General features: G+C 54.7%; 14 protein-coding genes. 5 read left to right on the top strand and 9 right to left on the bottom strand.

Features of this window, described 5'->3' with window-relative positions; genetic code table 11:
* Positions 1–448: 448 nt before the first annotated feature.
* The 7 genes from CA54_RS10270 to CA54_RS10240 form a co-directional block, all read right to left on the bottom strand.
* Entirely contained in the window at positions 449–1,648 is a 1,200-nt protein-coding gene (locus CA54_RS10270; protein WP_146370682.1) for a DinB family protein, read from the bottom strand.
* A gap of 175 nt (positions 1,649–1,823) precedes the next feature.
* Positions 1,824–3,809: a DUF4838 domain-containing protein gene (locus tag CA54_RS10265; protein WP_197532350.1), complete on the bottom strand. Its 1,986-nt coding sequence runs from the start codon at positions 3,807–3,809 to the stop codon at positions 1,824–1,826.
* Positions 3,810–4,404: 595 nt separating this feature from the next.
* Positions 4,405–5,007: a recombinase family protein gene (locus CA54_RS10260; RefSeq protein WP_146370680.1), complete on the bottom strand. Its 603-nt coding sequence runs from the start codon at positions 5,005–5,007 to the stop codon at positions 4,405–4,407.
* A 170-nt stretch (positions 5,008–5,177) separates the two neighbouring features.
* A complete protein-coding gene (locus CA54_RS10255) occupies positions 5,178–6,158 on the bottom strand; it encodes a hypothetical protein (RefSeq protein WP_146370679.1) in 981 nt (326 codons plus the stop codon).
* 87 nt (positions 6,159–6,245) lie between these two features.
* The gene (locus CA54_RS10250; protein WP_146370678.1) at positions 6,246–7,088 is read right to left on the bottom strand and encodes an ArdC-like ssDNA-binding domain-containing protein; all 843 of its coding nucleotides are present in this window, start codon (positions 7,086–7,088) and stop codon (positions 6,246–6,248) included.
* Between the two features lie 168 nt (positions 7,089–7,256).
* Complete coding sequence (locus tag CA54_RS10245) at positions 7,257–7,910, bottom strand: AAA family ATPase (protein ID WP_146370677.1); 654 nt, start codon at positions 7,908–7,910, stop codon at positions 7,257–7,259.
* Between the two features lie 835 nt (positions 7,911–8,745).
* On the bottom strand, positions 8,746–9,765 hold the full coding sequence (locus CA54_RS10240) for an AraC family transcriptional regulator (RefSeq protein WP_146370676.1): 1,020 nt from the start codon (positions 9,763–9,765) through the stop codon (positions 8,746–8,748).
* A gap of 300 nt (positions 9,766–10,065) precedes the next feature.
* Here CA54_RS10240 and CA54_RS10235 point away from each other — a divergent pair, with 300 nt between their 5' ends.
* The 5 genes from CA54_RS10235 to CA54_RS10215 all read left to right on the top strand — a co-directional run bounded on the left by CA54_RS10235 (position 10,066) and on the right by CA54_RS10215 (position 16,238).
* The gene (locus tag CA54_RS10235; protein WP_146370675.1) at positions 10,066–10,809 is read left to right on the top strand and encodes a DUF3299 domain-containing protein; all 744 of its coding nucleotides are present in this window, start codon (positions 10,066–10,068) and stop codon (positions 10,807–10,809) included.
* Positions 10,790–12,376 (top strand): metal-dependent hydrolase family protein, encoded by a 1,587-nt coding sequence (locus CA54_RS10230; protein ID WP_146370674.1) that lies wholly within the window; start codon positions 10,790–10,792, stop codon positions 12,374–12,376. The genes CA54_RS10235 and CA54_RS10230 overlap by 20 nt, the downstream gene beginning before the upstream one ends.
* A gap of 97 nt (positions 12,377–12,473) precedes the next feature.
* The gene (locus CA54_RS10225; protein WP_146370673.1) at positions 12,474–13,601 is read left to right on the top strand and encodes an alkaline phosphatase D family protein; all 1,128 of its coding nucleotides are present in this window, start codon (positions 12,474–12,476) and stop codon (positions 13,599–13,601) included.
* A gap of 142 nt (positions 13,602–13,743) precedes the next feature.
* On the top strand, positions 13,744–15,054 hold the full coding sequence (locus CA54_RS10220; protein ID WP_146370672.1) for a carbohydrate porin: 1,311 nt from the start codon (positions 13,744–13,746) through the stop codon (positions 15,052–15,054).
* Between the two features lie 293 nt (positions 15,055–15,347).
* Positions 15,348–16,238 (top strand): sialate O-acetylesterase, encoded by an 891-nt coding sequence (locus tag CA54_RS10215; RefSeq protein ID WP_146370671.1) that lies wholly within the window; start codon positions 15,348–15,350, stop codon positions 16,236–16,238.
* Positions 16,239–16,638: 400 nt separating this feature from the next.
* Here the strand turns inward: CA54_RS10215 and CA54_RS10210 are convergent, their stop codons facing one another.
* On the bottom strand, positions 16,639–17,160 hold the full coding sequence (locus CA54_RS10210; protein WP_146370670.1) for a hypothetical protein: 522 nt from the start codon (positions 17,158–17,160) through the stop codon (positions 16,639–16,641).
* 667 nt (positions 17,161–17,827) lie between these two features.
* A complete protein-coding gene (locus tag CA54_RS10205; protein WP_197532349.1) occupies positions 17,828–18,388 on the bottom strand; it encodes a hypothetical protein in 561 nt (186 codons plus the stop codon).
* Positions 18,389–18,551 lie beyond the last annotated feature (163 nt).

Here is an 18,551-nt window from a genome sequence, read left to right as displayed (position 1 = left end):
CCATGCCCTGGCCAAGAGTCTTCGCACGTGATTTTCTCACGTCCCAAACAACGAGCGAAACATTCGCCGCAGCCCTCGTCCACAAAACCCGTACCAACGCAAAAAACCGAGGCCGAAGACCTCGGCTTGATTCGTCTACACGTGGGTACGGATTCATTTCGAAGGCGTGCGTTAAGTGGCGGGGACAGGATTCGAGCAAACGGCGTTTCCCCCGGGGAATACGCAGGTTTGCTGCAAGTGTGGCGCAGAATACGGCGCAGTTGATGACGACTTGGCTCGATTGATCGAACTATGGCTTGTTATACCGGCGGACTTGAAAGCGGAAATCATGGCGATCATCGAAGGAAGAAATGCGTCGAGTTGATAAGACATTACGGGATCGATACAGCATCGATTTGTCCGCGTTCGTGCTCAATATGCTCAGAACTGCAGAATCTTGGTAGCTGCATCACTCCTTGGGCCAATCCGGTAGGTCGAACTTTTTGATCGTATTGGCGGTGTGTTCGTTGTAATGGCTTTCCATTTGCTTGAGCAAACGGCGGGGCGTCCAGCGACTTCCGGGGGCCTTTTGGTCCAGGTTCAGGCCGTCGAGCAAATAGGCGAAACGCTGTGTGAAATCGCTGACACGTTGCGTTTGCCGGGCTTCCTCGCCGCCGTCCCAATCTGAGTGCGCTGCCATATAGTCGGGCGGCATCTGTTTTGGATTGAGGTCCATCACTGGAATCGCCGGTTTCTGGGCATGATAAATCTGCGAGAAAAACAGCAGTTGCCGGCCCATCATATGTTCGGTATTCCATCGTGGTGTATGTGTGCCATTCCCTGGCCGAAAGTTCAATTGCAGCGGCGAGAGTTTGGCGAACACCTTCTGCGAGTTACGATTGGATTTTTCCATCCCGGCAAATAACGTCGCCAATTCATCGGGCATCAGCCAAGGCGAATCGTCGAGTACAACAACCTGTGTTTGGTATTCCGGGCTGCGTGATTGGGAGACGGCAAGTGTGTTGTGGTCGGTCCGCATTACTTCCTCCTCCGCACCGATGGCCTTGCGAAACGTTTCAGCGCTTTCCCGTTGGCCAGCGTCAATATTGCTAAGCAGTACCAATCGCGGAGCAATCGATTTCACGAGTGCGATCACGCGGGGGTCGGTCAGCCGCGATGGATCAGCGGTCGAGAGCACAAGTAGATCCACAGATTTCATGTCGTTCACGAGAACGTCCGCAGGCGCCGCCAAACATTCGTCTGGTATAAACGCGAGGCGCGTCCCGTCAACTTCCAGCAGCAGGGGATTTGCACTGTCACCCTTTGCCGGCAACGTCTTGATGTGAATTGCATTGGGGTCCGTTTCGGTGAACGCTGCTGAGGGAACCCAAGCGGCCTTTGCGGCATTCGGCTTACGCGTGAGGTAGTGATCGATTGTTTCAGAAGTCGAAACTGATTGATCGGGTGCGCGAGGCAGCTGTTTCAGGGCGTTTCCGTCGGGATTGATGACGACGTGGAACCCCCAGTGGCTTTCCAGCGAAACCATATCTCCGGGCCAATTGCGGATTGCCAGTGGGTCGCCGTCAGCGGCCCGTAACGTCGCGGAATTAACGAGCAACGGGCATGTAAATAGAACAAGGCTGGTAAGGATCATTGGTTTGCGAAGCATTCGTTGATTCCCCTGACAAGTGATTTGGCCCAAATAGTGGCCTGTCCCACGGAAGGTACCACGCTGGTCTTGAATTTCACAGCAATTCCAAGGGTACGCCCCCGGCTCTTCCGAGGGAGTCACTTGGCAATGATGACTGAATATGAACGACGCCGTCACTTCACAATAGCATCTGTCAAAAGTCTTTCAGCAAATCCTCTTCCCGCATGCTCTGGTGAAGGCCGATCAATACGTCGCTCGGCAGGTAGTGGAGAAAAGGCGCGCCGAAATTCTGGCCTCGCTTCGCGTAGATGATTTCAGCCGCATCGTCCTGAGGCTTATTTTTCATATCAAACACCGGATCGTCCTGATTGACCGATCGCATCCATCTCACCAGATCTCGATACGCTTCCTCTGCCTCGGCACTTTGATAGTACGACCCACCGCCGACAAAGGCCGGTCGGGCTAGATCGGGCGGCAACTCTGATTGCTTATCTTCGGAAACTTTCACCGACACGGTGCCCGTTCTTTTTTTAAGTGCCAGCAGTTCAGAAATGCGACGCGAGAAATCATAACCTGCCCAAACGCCGTACAACCTGCGCTCATAAAGTGATTTCCCCATGACGAGCGCTTGGGCTTTGTCCATGTAGCCGCCCAGCTCTTTGACCAGTTTCGGGGTGAACAGCATATGCATTCCCCGACCGCCACTAAAAACATGATACGGATTGTCTTTCAAGGCCATCATCAAGCGTTCGTGATAGGCTTTCATCGGTTGGGCTGCATCACCGTAGTAATTCTGATAGTAGAGATCCAACTCCGCATCGATGTCCAAATCAGGGTTCCATACCAAACGCGTATACATGTAGAAGTCCAATCCGGCGGGCCCCCACGACACGGCTGCTGGCAGGTAGTGCCCCCGAATGCCAAGCTCGCGGTAATTTCTCATACGGTCGGCAAGGGTACGAGTGATCGGCAGCGGGCCGGGCCAGCCATAGCCGTTGTAGTATAAAAAGGTCGTCAGGCCCGCTGGCTCTAGGGCCGCCCAATCTTTGGCCATTTGCACAAACAGAGCGTTGTGTCGATTTGACTTGTCCAGCAGCGGTTTTCGCCAATCGTCCCAGCCGTTGATCGGACACAGCATGATCTGTGCGTTTGGCTGCAGTTTGTCAACGTTCGACGGCGCAGCCGTATGGTTGGAATATGCCAACCACTGTACCTCCAGCCAAGGGGCTTCCTGAGCCACCATCTGAGCCACCAGATTGCCAAGTCGGGACACTCGATTGCTCACGCGGCCGCCAGCACGTGGGTTGCGTGGCTCATCCAGTGCAAGGCATAGATCGCACTGGCAGGCTCCGCCACGAGCATCACTCGGCTCCACCGAAAGGCTCGACAGTTCTGGGTTCGCCTTAGCCCTGGCTATCAGTTTCTTTGCGAATATCCGTTGGACTTCTGGGTTGCCAACACAATGGTCGTACGGCACACGTTCGCCGTCAACCAGGGCAAAATACTCGGGGTGCTCCTCAAAGTATTCCGACGCAGGAATCAAATACGGCCAATTGTGTCGCCCTGTCTCGTGCTGTTCCATGCCGCCGAATCTCACTCCGATGCTAGGTGAGCCATAGCCAGAGTTGGTGCGATTGCGGACTGCCCAAATCTGTGCGAGTTCAATATCTTTGCGTGTTTCTTCCCGGGAATAGGACATGCCGCCGCCCATGGTCGAACGCGTCTGAAAAGGCGGTATCGACGAAATCGTTTTCCCCTCCGGCAGTTTGATTTCAGTCATTTTGGGGATATGCGCACCCCAAGGTTCCGGCCGATACCACCGAACACCAAGACTCTCTAAAAATTCATACACTCCGTACAACGTCCCGGAATCTCTGGCGGGGCGGCCTGGTGATGCCGGTCGGCGACCGCCCACAATGACTAGTCGCTGGGGCTGAATATCGATTACGTATTGCTCAACGTTCAATTCGGCGATGCTCTCGTCGTCGGTCAGCTTGCTTTGGCCTAGCGCGATGACTTTTACGTTGTCGATGGATTTCTGTTGATCGTGGAGAATCTCGATTCTCCTCCCTGTGATCAATTCCAAATGCACAGACATCTCGTCGGCAGCGTACCTTTCTGCTTCCGAAGCGTTTTTACCGATCACAATTACTGGCGCCGCCTCGCCGGGCGCGATCAACGCCATTGTCTCAGTCGCCGCGTCGACGCGACCAGCACACAAGAAGTATAGAGCGACAACCATGTAAAGTGTTTTTCGCATAGCTCGTCTTTGCTCGGTAAGTGAGAATATCAGTCCGGATCAGAATACGGTGTCACACCTATTATAGAATAAGCCGACATTTCCTGGATGACATCTGATCTGATTTCACAAGCCTAGGCATAAGCCGCCTGCAGTTGTCAAGCTCACTGAACCGGCGTAGTTCAATTCGACCGCCTTCGCGAAGCCACGGTGGCAAACTACACCAACCATCATTTCAAGCGACTCCCAACTTGCCAAACCGCATCGTACCCACCAGATTTCGCATACGCTACAAACATCTTCACGAGGCTCCGCCAGACAATTGAAATAAATAACCACCACCCACGAAAACTCTTCCACCAGCGACGTCAACGGGATTCGAACCTGTGCCCCCAAGGTTATGAGACTCTGGAATTGTTGGGGCGTTCCCGCTTCAAGGAAGCCGGTCCTGATTCAACGATACCATTGGGTGGGCGTTGAGGGGAACTACGCGTTTTTCTTGTCATCGAATTCAGCTTCACGTTTATTGCCCCTCTCACTCATTTTTCTCCAACACCGCGTAAACAGTCGGTCGCGATAATCCCGTCGCCCGAGCCATGGCAGACTTGCTGGCCCCCTCGCGGCACATGCGATGAATAATGGCGATTTGCTCATCCGCGACCTTCAACTGGCGGCCTGGTTTTGATCCGCCCCAGCGCTTGCCATTGGCCTTGGCGACGGACTGACCGGCGATGATCCGCTCCGCGCGGACTTCGTTTTCGTAGGCGGCGACGGAGGCTAATACGTTGGCGATCAGTCGGCCCGCTGGCGTGGAGAGATCGACGCCATCCTTGATGCTGACGAGGTTGATGCTGCGGCCGACCAATTTATCAAATAGCGCCGTGAGACCACTGGCGGTCCGTCCTAACCGGTCCAGCCGCCAAACGACGACCGTCGACACCCGCCCAGCATCGACGGCCGTTTCCAATCGATTCCAGCCGGGCCGGTTCATCGTCTTGCCGGATTGCTGGTCGCGGTACCACTTCACTGGTATGTCATCGGCGAACGCGGTGGCCCATTGTTTGAGGTCCGGTTCCTGGCTCTTGGTGTCCTGTTTCTTGGAGGAGACGCGGACATAGATCGCGATGTGTCGGGTCATGGGTTTACCTATCTAATGTAAGGTGTGATCTGTAGTTCAGCCGTTACAGTTTTTTGTTGCTGTAAGTCGTTGTTTTGCTTCCCGGTTTGCCCCGATTTTCGATCAGGGATGAGGCTTTACACTTTGGCCCGCGCCCGCCGGGTTGATTGCTGGCCCGGCGGGCGGCTGGCCTATTCGGCCTCAGTGATTTCGCAAGCGGGCTTCGTCGGCCGTTTGAAAAACGAGAAGTATTCGTCGCGGTCGCTGGGGGTGACGGTCGCGGTGAAGCGAACGCCCACTGTGGCGGACTTGCGCAACCAGATCTCGCCGAAGTCGCCGTGAGCGATTAAGCCAGCTGCGTGTAGGTCGTCGAGAATCGCCCGGGGGATCGTGCCGAACGTCTTCCAGCCGGCGGCGGTTTCAATCGTCCCCTTGATCGTTTCGCCGTATTGCGAAAACACGGCTTTGATGCTCTGCAGCGTGCCGACAATCTCGACTTTCCCCGCTGGGGCAGGCAGGCGGTCGGCCAATTGCTGGCGGCGGAATTGCAGTTCGGCTTCATAGTCGAAACCAATTTCCAGCAATTCCCGCAATTGCTTCTCAGCAAATTCCGGGATGTCGCCGAAGCGGATCACGTTGGCCACCAGCCGCTTAATGCGGCCGATACGGGAATCAATCGCCAACTGGGCCTGATGTTTGGCGGACCACTTCCCACAGTCGTGCCACGTCCAGTCCGGGCCGGTGTAGATCTCCCACGCGGCGGACAGGCCCAACTCAGTCAATAGGGCTTGCGCCTTGGCCTTGCCCGCCTTCCGCTGCAGCGCGTCGCCAATCGTCTTGCGGAATGTGCGGAAGATGTCCGGGTCTCCCATATCCAGCTTTTCGGCACAATCGAAACCGGTGCGGATGAGCGTGTTGGTTGGCTGGTGCCAGAATGCGGCGGTGTAAAGGCAATGCGCGCCGCAGACGTGGCAATTGCCGCCGTGGCGGTGTCGGCTGTACATCGCGCCGGTCCGCTGCATGAATTCCCACAAGATGCGGCGTTGTTCGGCCAGCATCGCCACTTCGCCCGGGTCGTCGGTGCGGTCGTATTCGACGGCGATGAACTGATAATCAGCCGGGTCGATGACGCTGGGGCGGTGAACGTCGGTTCTCTCAAGTGCAGTTGCCATGTTTCTCGATTCCTTCAAAAGGGGGCTGGGAAAAGTAACGCCGAGTCCCGCCGGCGAGCGCGGTTCCGGCGGTGATCGGTGCTACGCTCAGGCCGTGGCGGGTTGCTCGGCCAATTGCTCAGCGCTATCTAAAATCAACGCAACCGCATCGCACATCCGCTTGAGGACTTTCTGGCAGGCCGCCAGCGGTTCGATCTCCGCGTCTTTGGCATAATGCTCGATGTACCCCCAGCAACCGCCTAGATCGGCGTCCAGGTCGTATCCCAAGACTTTGAGCAATACGGCGCCCCCCAGCTCTGCGACCGTTTCGCTTTTCCAGTGCTGGCCCTTCTCGGTGAGATTGCCCAAGCGACAATCGGCCGCGTGGATCATTTCGTGGCACCACGTGGAGAGGTTTTCCACGCCCACCGCAATCGCCCGCCCCTCTCCGCTGACGGTGTGCTGAAACCAGCCCAAGGCCTTGCCGAATTGCCCGTTGAACGCTTCGACTTTCAGGCCCCAGGAATCAGCGACTTCGCGCAAGGGCAACTCGGCGAGCCAGTTGTTTAGCTCCGCTTCGCCCGGCAGCGGTTCGCCGTCCGTCTGCGAATAGCCGAAAACAGCCGTCCACTTGAAGCCAATCACGGCGATTTTGTCTTCGCCGGTTTGCTTGTCTTTGATTTTCTTGGTGACCGGTGACAGGATCGTAAACGACTTTTCCCCTTTGCGGACGTGGCGGTCGACCTGTTGCCACTGGCGGAACCCACGCGCGTCGCCGTGACCCATCAAGGCCGTGATCAGCTGGTTATTCCAGGACCACTTGCGGCACGGAATGTCCGCCTTGCGTTGAATGAAAATCGGCGCCAGCGCCGCCGGCAATTGTCCGGGACTTTGGAACGCGTCCAGGATTACGTTTGCTGCCGATTCAGCCTTCCCATAGAATTTCTTCATCGCTTCAATCTCCTATCGCAGATTGGGGTGATAGGCCCGACGGAGTGGTTCAGACTCCGTCCGGGCCGTTTTGCTTTCTGTCCCCTACAGGGAACAAACAGGCGGGAAACAACCCGCCAACAACAGCCGCCGGCGCGCGCAGCTCCGGCGGTTCGTGGTTGGCGGGCCTCAATCCAGCATCTCACCCGACTCAATCGCTTGCAGCATCGCACGGAGATTGTTGCGATGCGTCTTGGCCAGTTTGACGTAAGCGTCCAATGGCTTGCCGTCCAAGCCTTCCGCCCGGGCAATCGTCAACGCGCGTTCCGCAAACGGTTTGGCCAAGTCGCGACGCGCCAGATCAAACCGCAAACAGCGGGACAATAGCGGGGACGTGTCTTCGGAATCTTCGAAGAGCATCGATTGCCCCTCGCAAGTCGTGGTGAAGATCCACACCACGTGCGCCGGCAGTCGTTCTAGCATCACCAACAATTGCCGGATCGCTCGTTTGGATAGGCCGTGCGCTTCGTTCACGATGAATGCGCGGCCGTGGCGGCCATCTTCGCCCAGCGACTTTGTCGCCATCGAGCGTTCCAGGTCCGCCAGCTTGGCCGGCGTGAGTTGCTCCGCGTCAATTTCGACAGTCGCAAAGTCGTCGGCAATCTCCGCCGCGATCAAGCGGGCAATCGTGGTTTTGCCCGTGCCGCTTTGGCCGGATAGCCAATAGGCACGACCGCTGAGACCGCGTCGGCGCAGCGTCTCAATCCGTTTGAGGGTTTTGTCCTGCCCAACCACGTCATGCCATTGTGTGGGCCTGTACTGCTCGTACAATGCGTGAAGCATCTTGCAACCTCCTAAACAGGTTCAAGGTGTTAGGCCGGTTTGATGTTGGTAGCATCTTGCCGGCCGTTTTTCGTTTAGGCTTTCAGCGATAATCGCGAAGCCTCTGAATAGCTAAGCGTAATCGTGTTACAGATTCGCCTATGCCATTACGGACTTACGTCGACGATCCAAAAATAGTTGGCGACGTAACCGGTAATTGCGATATTGAGTTGCAATTACTTTGGGAAAAAATCACCGCCTCGCGCGCGCCCGCTTGCGTGCGTACGCGTGTATGCGCGCGTGACGCGCACCCCCTAGTGACGCGACTGGGCGCAGCGATCGGCCGGCCTGTTTGGGCGTCGTTTGCGGCCTGTTTCTGGGCAGCATGGCGGGCGATTGTTTGGCGGGTGCGCGGGTGAAGAGACGCGCGAGCAAGGGCGTGTCTGGGGAGGAGCTATGGTCACTAGCAGCAGGGGGGGGGGGACCTCCCCATTTTCGCGGGCATGTTATCTTAGGTAGGCCATCTGGGATTTTTGCATTGAAAAGTTGCGGGGCGACATAAGCAAAGTGCCGACAAGGCCCGCGTTGTTTCCGACAGTGGAGTTTACCGATTGCTGTTACGCTTGGTTGTGGCGGATGTAGATCGCTAGCGGCAGTCTCGGAAAAGACGAGATTTCGCGGACCAATCGGGCGTGTCATCGTGTGCACGTTTTACGAGTTTCTGGCAAGTTGATTGGTGAGACGAGTTTCTGACACAATTGCCTCCACCGATACACGGAGTTATGGGCCGTCGCCCGAGTTGGGGCAAAAATGGAAAGATTAATGACTTAACCCGGAATGTGTGCTTCGATGTGCCCTACCTAGGTCGACGCGGTTTCAATGACACGGCGTCGGTTTGTGCCTTGCCGGTCCGAAAGGTACTTGGCGACACTCCAGTCCAGCGTCGAAAGGCACGTGTGAAGTGCGCTTGATCGGAGTATCCAAGTCGGTGTGCGATTTCTTTGAGCTTGTAGTCGCTCTGGGCAATCATGTTTTGAGCCGATTGCATCCTTGCTTCTTCCAGGATGCCTGAGAACGTCGCGTCGATTTCTGATAAGCGTCGCTGAAGCGTTCGCACACTTTCCCCGACCGCATCGGCAACTAATTGGATCTTCGGTGCACCATTACAAAGCATCCCACCAACAACCTGGCGAATGGCAACGGAAAACTCGTGTTTCAAGCGGTTGTACTTCTGGTCATCTTGGGGGAACACCTTTGGATGTAGTTGCTGGGGTAGAAGATGCTGCGGAACCTCGAACGCGGTGACTTGACTTCCGAAGCGAACTGTCGAATTCGAAAAGAGATGGTGCTGTTCAACTCGGTTTGAATCTTTGGTCTGAAGAAAAACCGTCAGTGGATTCCAATCCGGCCCAGCTGCCAATCGTACAGTGGCGATCATCATGGTCAGGACAAGAAGCTCGACATGCTTCTTCTCAGCTTCCTCACCATCTATCGGCCCGCGACAGAACCAGGTCCCACGCTCCGATCGTGATACATAGAAATCGGCACGAGAATACTCGTGAAGCGCCAGCTGGCAAAACGCTTCCAGTGCCTGATTCAGATTTGGCATTTGGAGAAGCTGCTCGGAGAATGCACCATAATCTTGAATCGAGATGTCTCCTGCCGCCAGACCGAGATCATCGATCCCCTCGCTCTGGGCTGCCGATCCGATGAAGCCCCACGCTTGGTGGGCTGGAATGATGGCTTCCGGATCTTCTAGGACTCGCTCGGACAGTCCGACCCGCTCAAGCAGACGCCGCCGAGGTGCTCCGAGACGATCGAGTACCGCCCCATAGGCATAGACGTACTTCGCTCGGACTAACGGGATGATCTGCATGCTGAATTGATCAAGAATTATGGTGAATTGGTCAAGAATTGCGGTCTTTCGAAAGAACGATTTCGAATTGCGACCTCACAGATCGCCTGAACTCAACTCTCGCAACGCCTTTTGAGACAGGGCCTTAGGTTTCCTGGCGATTCAACTGACCGCCCGTTCTCGCCGCCAGCCAAACATTTTGTGGCACAAAATGGCAAGTCGCCCAATTGCGTTATGTCTAAACTGCCTATAAGGAATAACGTAACCTGAAGCATCTCGCATCGCCAGTCGGTACCAGCGAATCATCCGAAAGAGCTACTTATGAATCACTACTTTCAAATATTGCTCGCAGCGATAGTGGTCTGCGCATTGCCGTTCGACAGATCATTCGCGGAAGAGGAAACAAGACCGAAGAACGCCGCAGGTGAATTTGAAGCTGCCCCCCATCCAAAAACGATCCGGTGGAGTTATCTCGCCCCCGAGAACGGCAAGCCGTTCAATGATCCTTTTTCTAAACTGACCCAGAATCAACTCTCAGACCTCAGTTACGTAGTTCGCGTTCAACGTTTGATTGCACAAGAGAAAATCAAGGCGGATGGTGTCGATGCGAAGGAGGCTGCTGAACTTGCTCGCAAGCTGAAGAACGAAGGCGTCGACATCGACTGGCTCATGGTGCAGCGAGAACGTGTCCGACAAATCCGCGGTATGCAAGTCGAAGGTCTTTCGAAGTCGATTGCCAAGTCGCTGGGCGATAAGCAAGTGACGCTGACCGGCTACGTCATCCCAATCAAGACCATCGAGGGTCGGTTGACGGAGTTTTTTCTAGTTCCAACGAGCGCCGTCTGCAGTAACGAAGCGGCGCCCTCTCCGCTCCAGGTGATCTTCATATCAACGGAACCAGGTATTGCCCGTCCCGGCATAAGGATTCCTGTGCGAGTCACGGGAACGGTCCAGGCAAAAACCACGAAGAAGTCCGTACGCAACGGAGTTGCAGTCACGACCATTCAGTCTGCGTACACGATGTTACAACCAGAGATCAAGGCCTATGCCCAACGAGGCAATTAGAGGCATCACTAAAGAAGTAGGCCCACAACGAAATCACAAAGACAAGTTCCAATCAGAAGAAGTTACCGGAGAAACAACCATGAAACGACTGACTAACTGTATGTTCTACTTGGCCATCGCCAGCAGCCTATGCGCCACATCGGCTCTCTTCGCTCAAGAAGGCAAACTCGAAATCCCACCGGTCATCGTGATCAAAAACGTCCACGTCTGGGATGGGACCAGCGACGCGCTAAAGAAAGAAACCGATGTTCTGATTGTTGGGGATAAGATTAAGCAGGTCGCTAGAAACATTCCGACGGGAGGAGACTACGAAGTCGACGCAGTCCGGAAGACCTCGAAAAAAATCGCGGGCGGGACAGCAACTGGGAATTTCCTAAAGCTCTCCGTCACCGATGATAAAGGCACGGCAGAGAAAGTCTCGGTGAAGGTGGAGGTCATCGACGGCAACGGCGGGTACCTCATTCCCGGCCTGATTGATTCTCACCAGCACATCATGCTGTCCAAAGGTACAGGGCCAGATGACATCATGAACAAGGCGCTGCCACTCAAAGTTGCTTACGATGCCATCCCACAAGGCAAGATCATGCTGATGATGGGTGTAACCACCATCCGTGACACCGGTGGTCCCTCCGTAGAACTAGGGCGGGCAATCGACGCCGGCCAAGTGGATGGGCCACGGATCTACTCCTGCGGTCCGATGATCAGTTGCACCTCCGGACATGGTGACTGGGGCGGGCAAACACCGCACCAGGCGAAAGAATATCCTGGTAGTGCAGCGTGGTGGATGTCGGCCATGGGGCTTTCCACACTGGCGGATGGACCAGCCGAGGTTCGCAAGGCAACGCGATTCGCGTTGGCCCAAAGTGCGGCTCAGATTAAGATCATGGCTGGGGGGGGCGTTGCTTCGCTGAAAGACCCGCTTGAAAGTGTCGGATATTCAGAAGCTGAAATGCGTGCTGCGGTCGAAGCGGCGACCGACTATGACACCTATGTCTGTGCACACGCCTATAACGACGAATCCGTGAAGCGCTGTATCCGTGCAGGGGTCAAGGATATTGTGCACGGTCACCTTCTCAGCGAAGAGGTTGTCAAGATGATGGCCGAGAATGACGTTTGGCTCGGAAGTTTGTCTTCGCCGTATGGACTGATGGACGTGCCTTGGTTTACGGATGAAAACCGCCGCAAGGGACGAGAGGTCCTCGCGGGCTACGAAAACGTGATGAAATTGGCCAAAAAGCACGGAGTAAAAATGGGCTTTGGTACCGATGCGGCTGCGGGCATGGTGGAAACGATCCTCTACGAATTCACGATGCGTTCCAAGTTCTTCACTCCCCTAGAAATGCTCAAGCAGGCCACCTCGACGAACGCAGAATTGCTGCGTTTTTCCAAGTCTCGGGATCCCTACAGGGCGGCCCCGCTGGGTGTTGTCAAGGACGGTGCCTGGGCCGATATGCTGATCTACAGCGCGAATCCACTTGAGGACATCAAGGTGGTGACGGAACCGGAGAAGAATCTCAAGCTTATCATGAAAGGTGGCAAGATCTACAAAAACGAACTTGGCGAATAACCGTAGATTACTTAGCGGGGCGGTCTCAGAATCGCCCCGCTTTCCACCATCGCGAGCAAATACTCCTCCAAATCAAGGTGCATGCCAAGAGCGAACGATGCTTCCTAAAACCACAGTTCCATTCCAGACGATCGGACTTCTAATTGGACTGACGGCACTCTTGCCGGCGCAAGAATCACAGAGGAAATTCCGTCCGCTTCCAGCCAAATCTGACACGATCCACCGGATCGCTTTTGGATCCTGTGCAAAGCACTGGCAGCATCAGCCGATTTGGAAAACGGTCGTCGCAACGCAACCGGATCTTTTCCTCTTCCTCGGTGATGCGATTTACTCTGATACCGACGGCAAGACGGCTTGGGCAATTTCCGAGCAACAATTGCAAGGTGAATGGAATCGGCTTGCCGACAAGCCGGAGTTTCAGCGGTTTCGCGATCAAGTCCCAATCATGGCAACCTGGGACAATCATGACTACGGGACACATAACGGTGGGGCCGAATTTCATTTGAAGGAAGCCTCCAAGCGACTCTTTCTGGACTTCTTTGGCGAGCCACTGGATTCACCACGACGGCGTCGAGCGGGCATCTACGATGCGAAAGTGTTTGGCCCCGAAGGCCGTCGCGTGCAAATTATTTTGCTTGACACCCGCACGTTCCGCGGACCTTTCAAGCGTGACATGCGCAGTAAGCAAGAGCGAGTAAAGATCGGCAAGGTCGGCGGTTACCTGCCGCACGACGATACCGATCTCCCCATCCTCGGCAAAGCGCAGTGGGCGTGGCTGGACAGGCAACTTCGACAACCTGCGGAGATACGCTTGGTCTGCTCCAGCACTCAGATCATTCCCAACGAGAAAGGCATGGATGAATGGGGCTGCTTTCCTCACGAGCGACAACGGTTGTTCGATTTGATTGAGACGACTGAAGCCAATGGTGTCATTCTGCTTAGCGGCAACGTTCACTTTGCCGAAATCTCCAAAATGGAATCCAAGCCATATCCGCTCCTTGATTTTACGTCCAGTGGTCTGACTCATATCAACCAAGCCTATGCCGAAGCGGGAAACAAGTATCGCGTTGCCGGCCCACTTGCTAGGTTGAACTTTGGATTCGTCGAAATCAACTGGTCCGCTAAGCCCTCCGCACAGATCACATTGAAGGCTATAGATGGCAACGGTTCCGTGGGTTTTGCCCATAGCATCTTTCTGAGTCAGCTTCAGCCCGCAAATCGATAGAGGATTGCGGGCGGCATCCTTAAGGACATCCTGTTGTGCCGGCAGTATGGTCTGCAACGGATTTTCTGATGAATTGGGATGGTGGTGTCGAGACTAGATTGACACAGCGTTAACATCTTCAGTTTCATCTTGAAATGCAATCATGGATCGATTCCACATAATTGCCTTCTATAGCGTCTGTGTCATCGTCTTCTCAACGATCGCGACGGCACACGCGCAAGACAATGAGCCGACGGGGCCGAACTTTGAAACGTCCAACGCCCAGTTTGACTCAGGTGGCGATGCCCGCTCCATTTACCAAGACATTCCCCAATTTGGTGGACCCAGCAGCGTTGGCGGACAGTTGGCCGAGGATGCTACCGTCGTGCCACAATACCGACTTCAAGGTCTGCAGGATTATTTTAATCCGTGGTATCGGTTCAAGGAGCGTGTGAACGACGACATCGGGTTACAGTTCGACATCGATGAATCGATGTTTTACCAAGTGGCCACGGCCAGTAACGGCGAGAGTGACGCTGCAAGCGGACTGGTTCGGTTTTATGGCCAATGGGAACTGCTCAATCGCGGATCGGATAATCCTGGAATGCTGGTTTTCAAGGCTGAGAACCGTCACAAAATGGGCTCATTCCTCACACCTTTTGAGCTTGGTTTTGAAGCCGGTTCAATTCTTCCAACGGGAACATTCTTCAGCGAGTTCAACTTCGGGGTGACGAACTTTTATTGGAAGCAGTACTTTTACGACCGCAATTTGGCGTTTGTTGTCGGTCGGATAGATGTCACTGATTTTGTTGATGTGTACGCGATGATGAATCCCTTGACGCACTTTATCAATTTGGCCTTTTCCACCAACCCAACGATTGCCGTACCGAACCAAGGTCTTGGTGTTGCGGCGGGGGGAATGTTGACGAATCAACTCTATATGCAAGGCGGATTTGCCGACGCCAATGGACAACCGACCCTACCGGGGTTCGACACATTTTTCGACGACGCCGAATATTTCAGCTACATTGAATTTGGCGCTACGTCTTCGAAGGAAAAAATCTACCTCGATAATGTCCACGTCACGTTGTGGCATACCGATGAGAGGCAAGCCGCAGGATCGCCTGAAAGCCATGGCGTTGCATTCACGGCACAACAGTTTTTTAGCGAGAAGTGGCTGCCTTTTTTCCGCTTTGGCTATTCCGACGGCGATGCAGCCTTGATGCAAACGACGTTCAGCACGGGCCTCGGTCTGATGCGTAAGAACCAAGACGTTGCTGGTGTCGGCATCAGTTGGGGTAAACCAGCCGACGGCATGCTACGCGACCAGTTTACCAGCGAGGCATTCTACCGCATCCAACTGACACAATTTCTCGCTCTTACGCCGGACGTGCAGTTGATCGTTGATCCCGCACTGAACTCCGATGTCGATGTACTGGCATTATTTGGCATCCGACTGCGGGCGGCTTTTTAGGCGGCCACTCACCGAGCCAGACTATTTCTCTTTCGGTTGACCTATCTAAGATTCCTTAACGATACACACGGGCTCAATTAACGCGAATTCATGAGCACCGAACTAACCGCTGAAACGGCTTTTGGACAGCTGTTGATACGCACCCTGAAGGCGACCACCACAGCGAACATCCCGAAGTTGCAGAAAACGACCCTTTCTTGAGGCACTCTGGACGTGCCGAAGAACGGTTGCGCCAAGGAATCTGGAACTGTTTGTGGAGTTTTCATTAGGATGAATGAAAGTGAGGTCCTCTTTTGCATTTATTTCTGCGTTCAAGCTATGTTCTATCGTTGCCGATTCTTGCGGTGTCGCTAGCGAGCGTTGGCTATTCCGAGGAACTGCAGCGACCCGACGCTGGTAAGAAGATTAAAGTCTTTCTCTTCGCCGGGCAGTCAAACATGGAGGGCCGGGCCAGCGGTTGCAAAATCACACAAGAGGACCGAACCCGTTTGAAGAATGTGCAAAAGCGCATTCAATTGGCTTTCAACCACGAGCCCATCAGCCCTCTCAAAGTGGTATCCCCTTCGGAAGAGATTCGCAAGATTTACCAGCGTGACCGAATATTTGGTCCCGAACTGTTTTTCGGGATCTCCCTGGCCGAGGCCATGCCAAACGAGAAATTCCTGTTCATCAAACGAACGAGGGGTTCCTCGTCGCTTCATGGTTGCTGGAATCCGGAGTGGAGCGAGGACAAGGCAGTTCTCCTGGGCGAGGCAAAGCATCCCAAACTGTACCGAGAGTACGTCGATTACGTGCGGCAGGTACTCGATGGTTATTCTCCTGAGGACTATGAGCTCTGTGCCATGCTTTGGGTGCAGGGTGAGTCTGACGACAAAGCGCCCGAAGCCGAGGCTGCGTATGGTGCCACACTGCGGAAGCTCATTGAACGCGTCCGGTTGGACACCAAACACTCCACTCTGCCTTTCATTCTGTTCCAAGTGGGCTCACCAAAAGTCGTCGAAGGGATGAGGCAAACTGCAGCCAAGGTTCCGAGCGCGACACTCATTCCCCAGAGTCTGAACCCTGATTCGTCGGACTTCTACGAGAAAATGGAAAATGGTCACTACAACGCTGAGGGCATGAAGAAACTTGGCACTCGTTTTGCCGAAGTATTCTTGCGCACTTACGCGCCCCCGCGGCAGTAGTCGCTCCGGAGATTATTTAACGTGCTGCGGTCTGAAAATACGGAACTGTCGGGCACTTACCATGCTGCCGCAGGATCATAACAGGTGTGCAGATGCCTGGATCGGACAGTGTATTCCATAAAGCCGTTGAGACGACTTAGGAATAAGACACTCCGAAAAACCAACTTTTTCTCGCAGCGTTTGCGATCCACGCTGTGTGGGGGGGGATGATCACCTAAACCGAGTCTCCGCCCGCAGTACGTTCCCTTGCAACCATGCAGTCCGCATAGTCGCTCCTTGCCTATCTTGAAGGCGGATTTCATTCGGCAATTTAGACGCATATCCGAACTAGGGGAGGTAAGACGGGGTACCGGTCTGGTTCGATTTCCGGTCGGATCGGCAATCGACCTTTCGACGATCGTCACCCCTCGTCGTCTCGAATCTCGTCCAGCAGTGCCCTCACCTCATCAATTGCCATGCGTTCGCGCCGCATCACATCAGCTTCACCATCATTACTACTAGTGGCCTTGGCTGCCACGTCCATGAACTTGGCGTAGCTGCGGATGCTGGTTTCGAGCCAGCCAAGTGCCGCCCAACTGGGGGCAGGGGAAAGGGCCAGGTCCAGCCGAACCACGGTCGCACGTCCTGGCTTCTCTTCCACGATCCGGAGTCGATTCGCCTGCACCCAACCAATCTCCGCCGACAGCGAAGCGTTGGCCGGTAGCTCAGACCACGAATCCGGAATGGCCGACAGCCCCTGAATCTGGCCATCGTCTACTGGACGATGCGACCAGGACAATGTCCTATTTGCGGAATCATTAGCGTCCTCAGAATAGGACAATGTCCTATTTTGTAGGGGCGGGTACATGCGGTCCAATTCGCTGTAAACCCACGCCTGCGCGTCGGTCTTGCTCATTCCCTGCTTGCGGGCGGCCTTCATCATGTCTTTGCGTTCGATTTCGATCCGCGCGGCCCGTCGCCATCATCACTAGCCGTAGCCTTAGCTGCCACGTCTACAAACTTGGCGTATGAGCGGATCGAGGTTTCCAACCAGCCGAGTGCGGACCATGAAGGAGCAGGGGAAAGAGCCTTGGCCAGATCCACCAGCGTCGCCCCTCCAGGCTGCTCCTTAACTATCCGTAACCGGTTCGTCTGTACCCACGCCACTTTATTGGATAACGAAGCATTCGCCGGCAATTCGGGCCACTCCGCTGGAATGCTGCCCAGTCCCTGGATCTGCCCATCGTCGGAATGCGCAATTTGCGCATTTGCTAGCGGCCAATGTCCGCTTTTCGGTGTCCGTTCCCGGTTAATCCCCTAATGGTGTGTAAAGCTGGTCGAGTTGGGAACAGACCCAGAGCTGGGCTTCGGCTTTATGCATCTTGCTTCAAGTGAAACATTGGGTCCTTGTTGCCAAACTAAATTCAGATGTGGTGTGCCCCAAAACACACCGATGCAAGTTTGCAGAAGTCCTTAGCTGCTGAGAGTGATGCATCCGCTGCGCATTAAAGTGGAGGCTAACTGATAGCTATGGGGACGTGCGGCCTGTATTTATTGCGGGGCGGTTCGGCAACTGCCCCGCAACAAATGAAATCGACGCAATCGCTATTCTACTTCACATCGAGAGTGATTTTTTTGATCTTCCCCGTAAAGCGAGTTGCATCGCGACCGACGCCGATGTCTTTGGCAACGGGCGTCTGATTATCGAGACCAACGTCGGCCGTCTCATCGGCTGAGAAGATTAGAGGCTGAGTCTTTCCGACTCGGCCTTGAGCGACTGTCTTTCCATCCACGGAAATAGTGACCTTGCCGCCCTTGCCAACGTCATCTTTCTTTTTGCCGTCATAGACGAAATCCAGTACGACCGTTGCGGCCCCTGCAGGTACGGCGCTGGAAGCAGCGACAGTAAATCGTTCGAGTCCGAAGTAGTTGTAAGTATATACGGGTTTTCCGTCTTTCATATACAAACACCAGCCACCAAAACGCCCGCCCTGAGTCAGGATTACACCATCTGCCCCTCCCTTGGGGATTTCGAGCTCGGCTGTAATCGTCTTCGAGCGATTCTTCACATTCATAAACGTGTTCTCTAGCATGCCGTCCATCCCGTCGTAGAGCGTAAGCGAGGTTCGGTCGCCCAAGATGTCCGGGCGGCCGGCTATGGCGGGATTCATTCGTGCGATTACCCGGTCGTCAATGGGCAGCGCGTTTGACCTGCCCCCTTTAACCGAAACCAGAGCTTGATATAGGATTTGGGCTTCTGGTTCCAGAAGAAGGAGGCAATCATGCCGAGGAAGCGTCATACGTCAGAACAGATTATTACCAAGCTCCGGGAAG

The sequence above is a fragment of the Symmachiella macrocystis genome (assembly GCF_007860075.1).
Lineage (GTDB): Bacteria > Planctomycetota > Planctomycetia > Planctomycetales > Planctomycetaceae > Symmachiella > Symmachiella macrocystis.
This window is presented reverse-complemented; position numbering and strand designations above follow the sequence as displayed.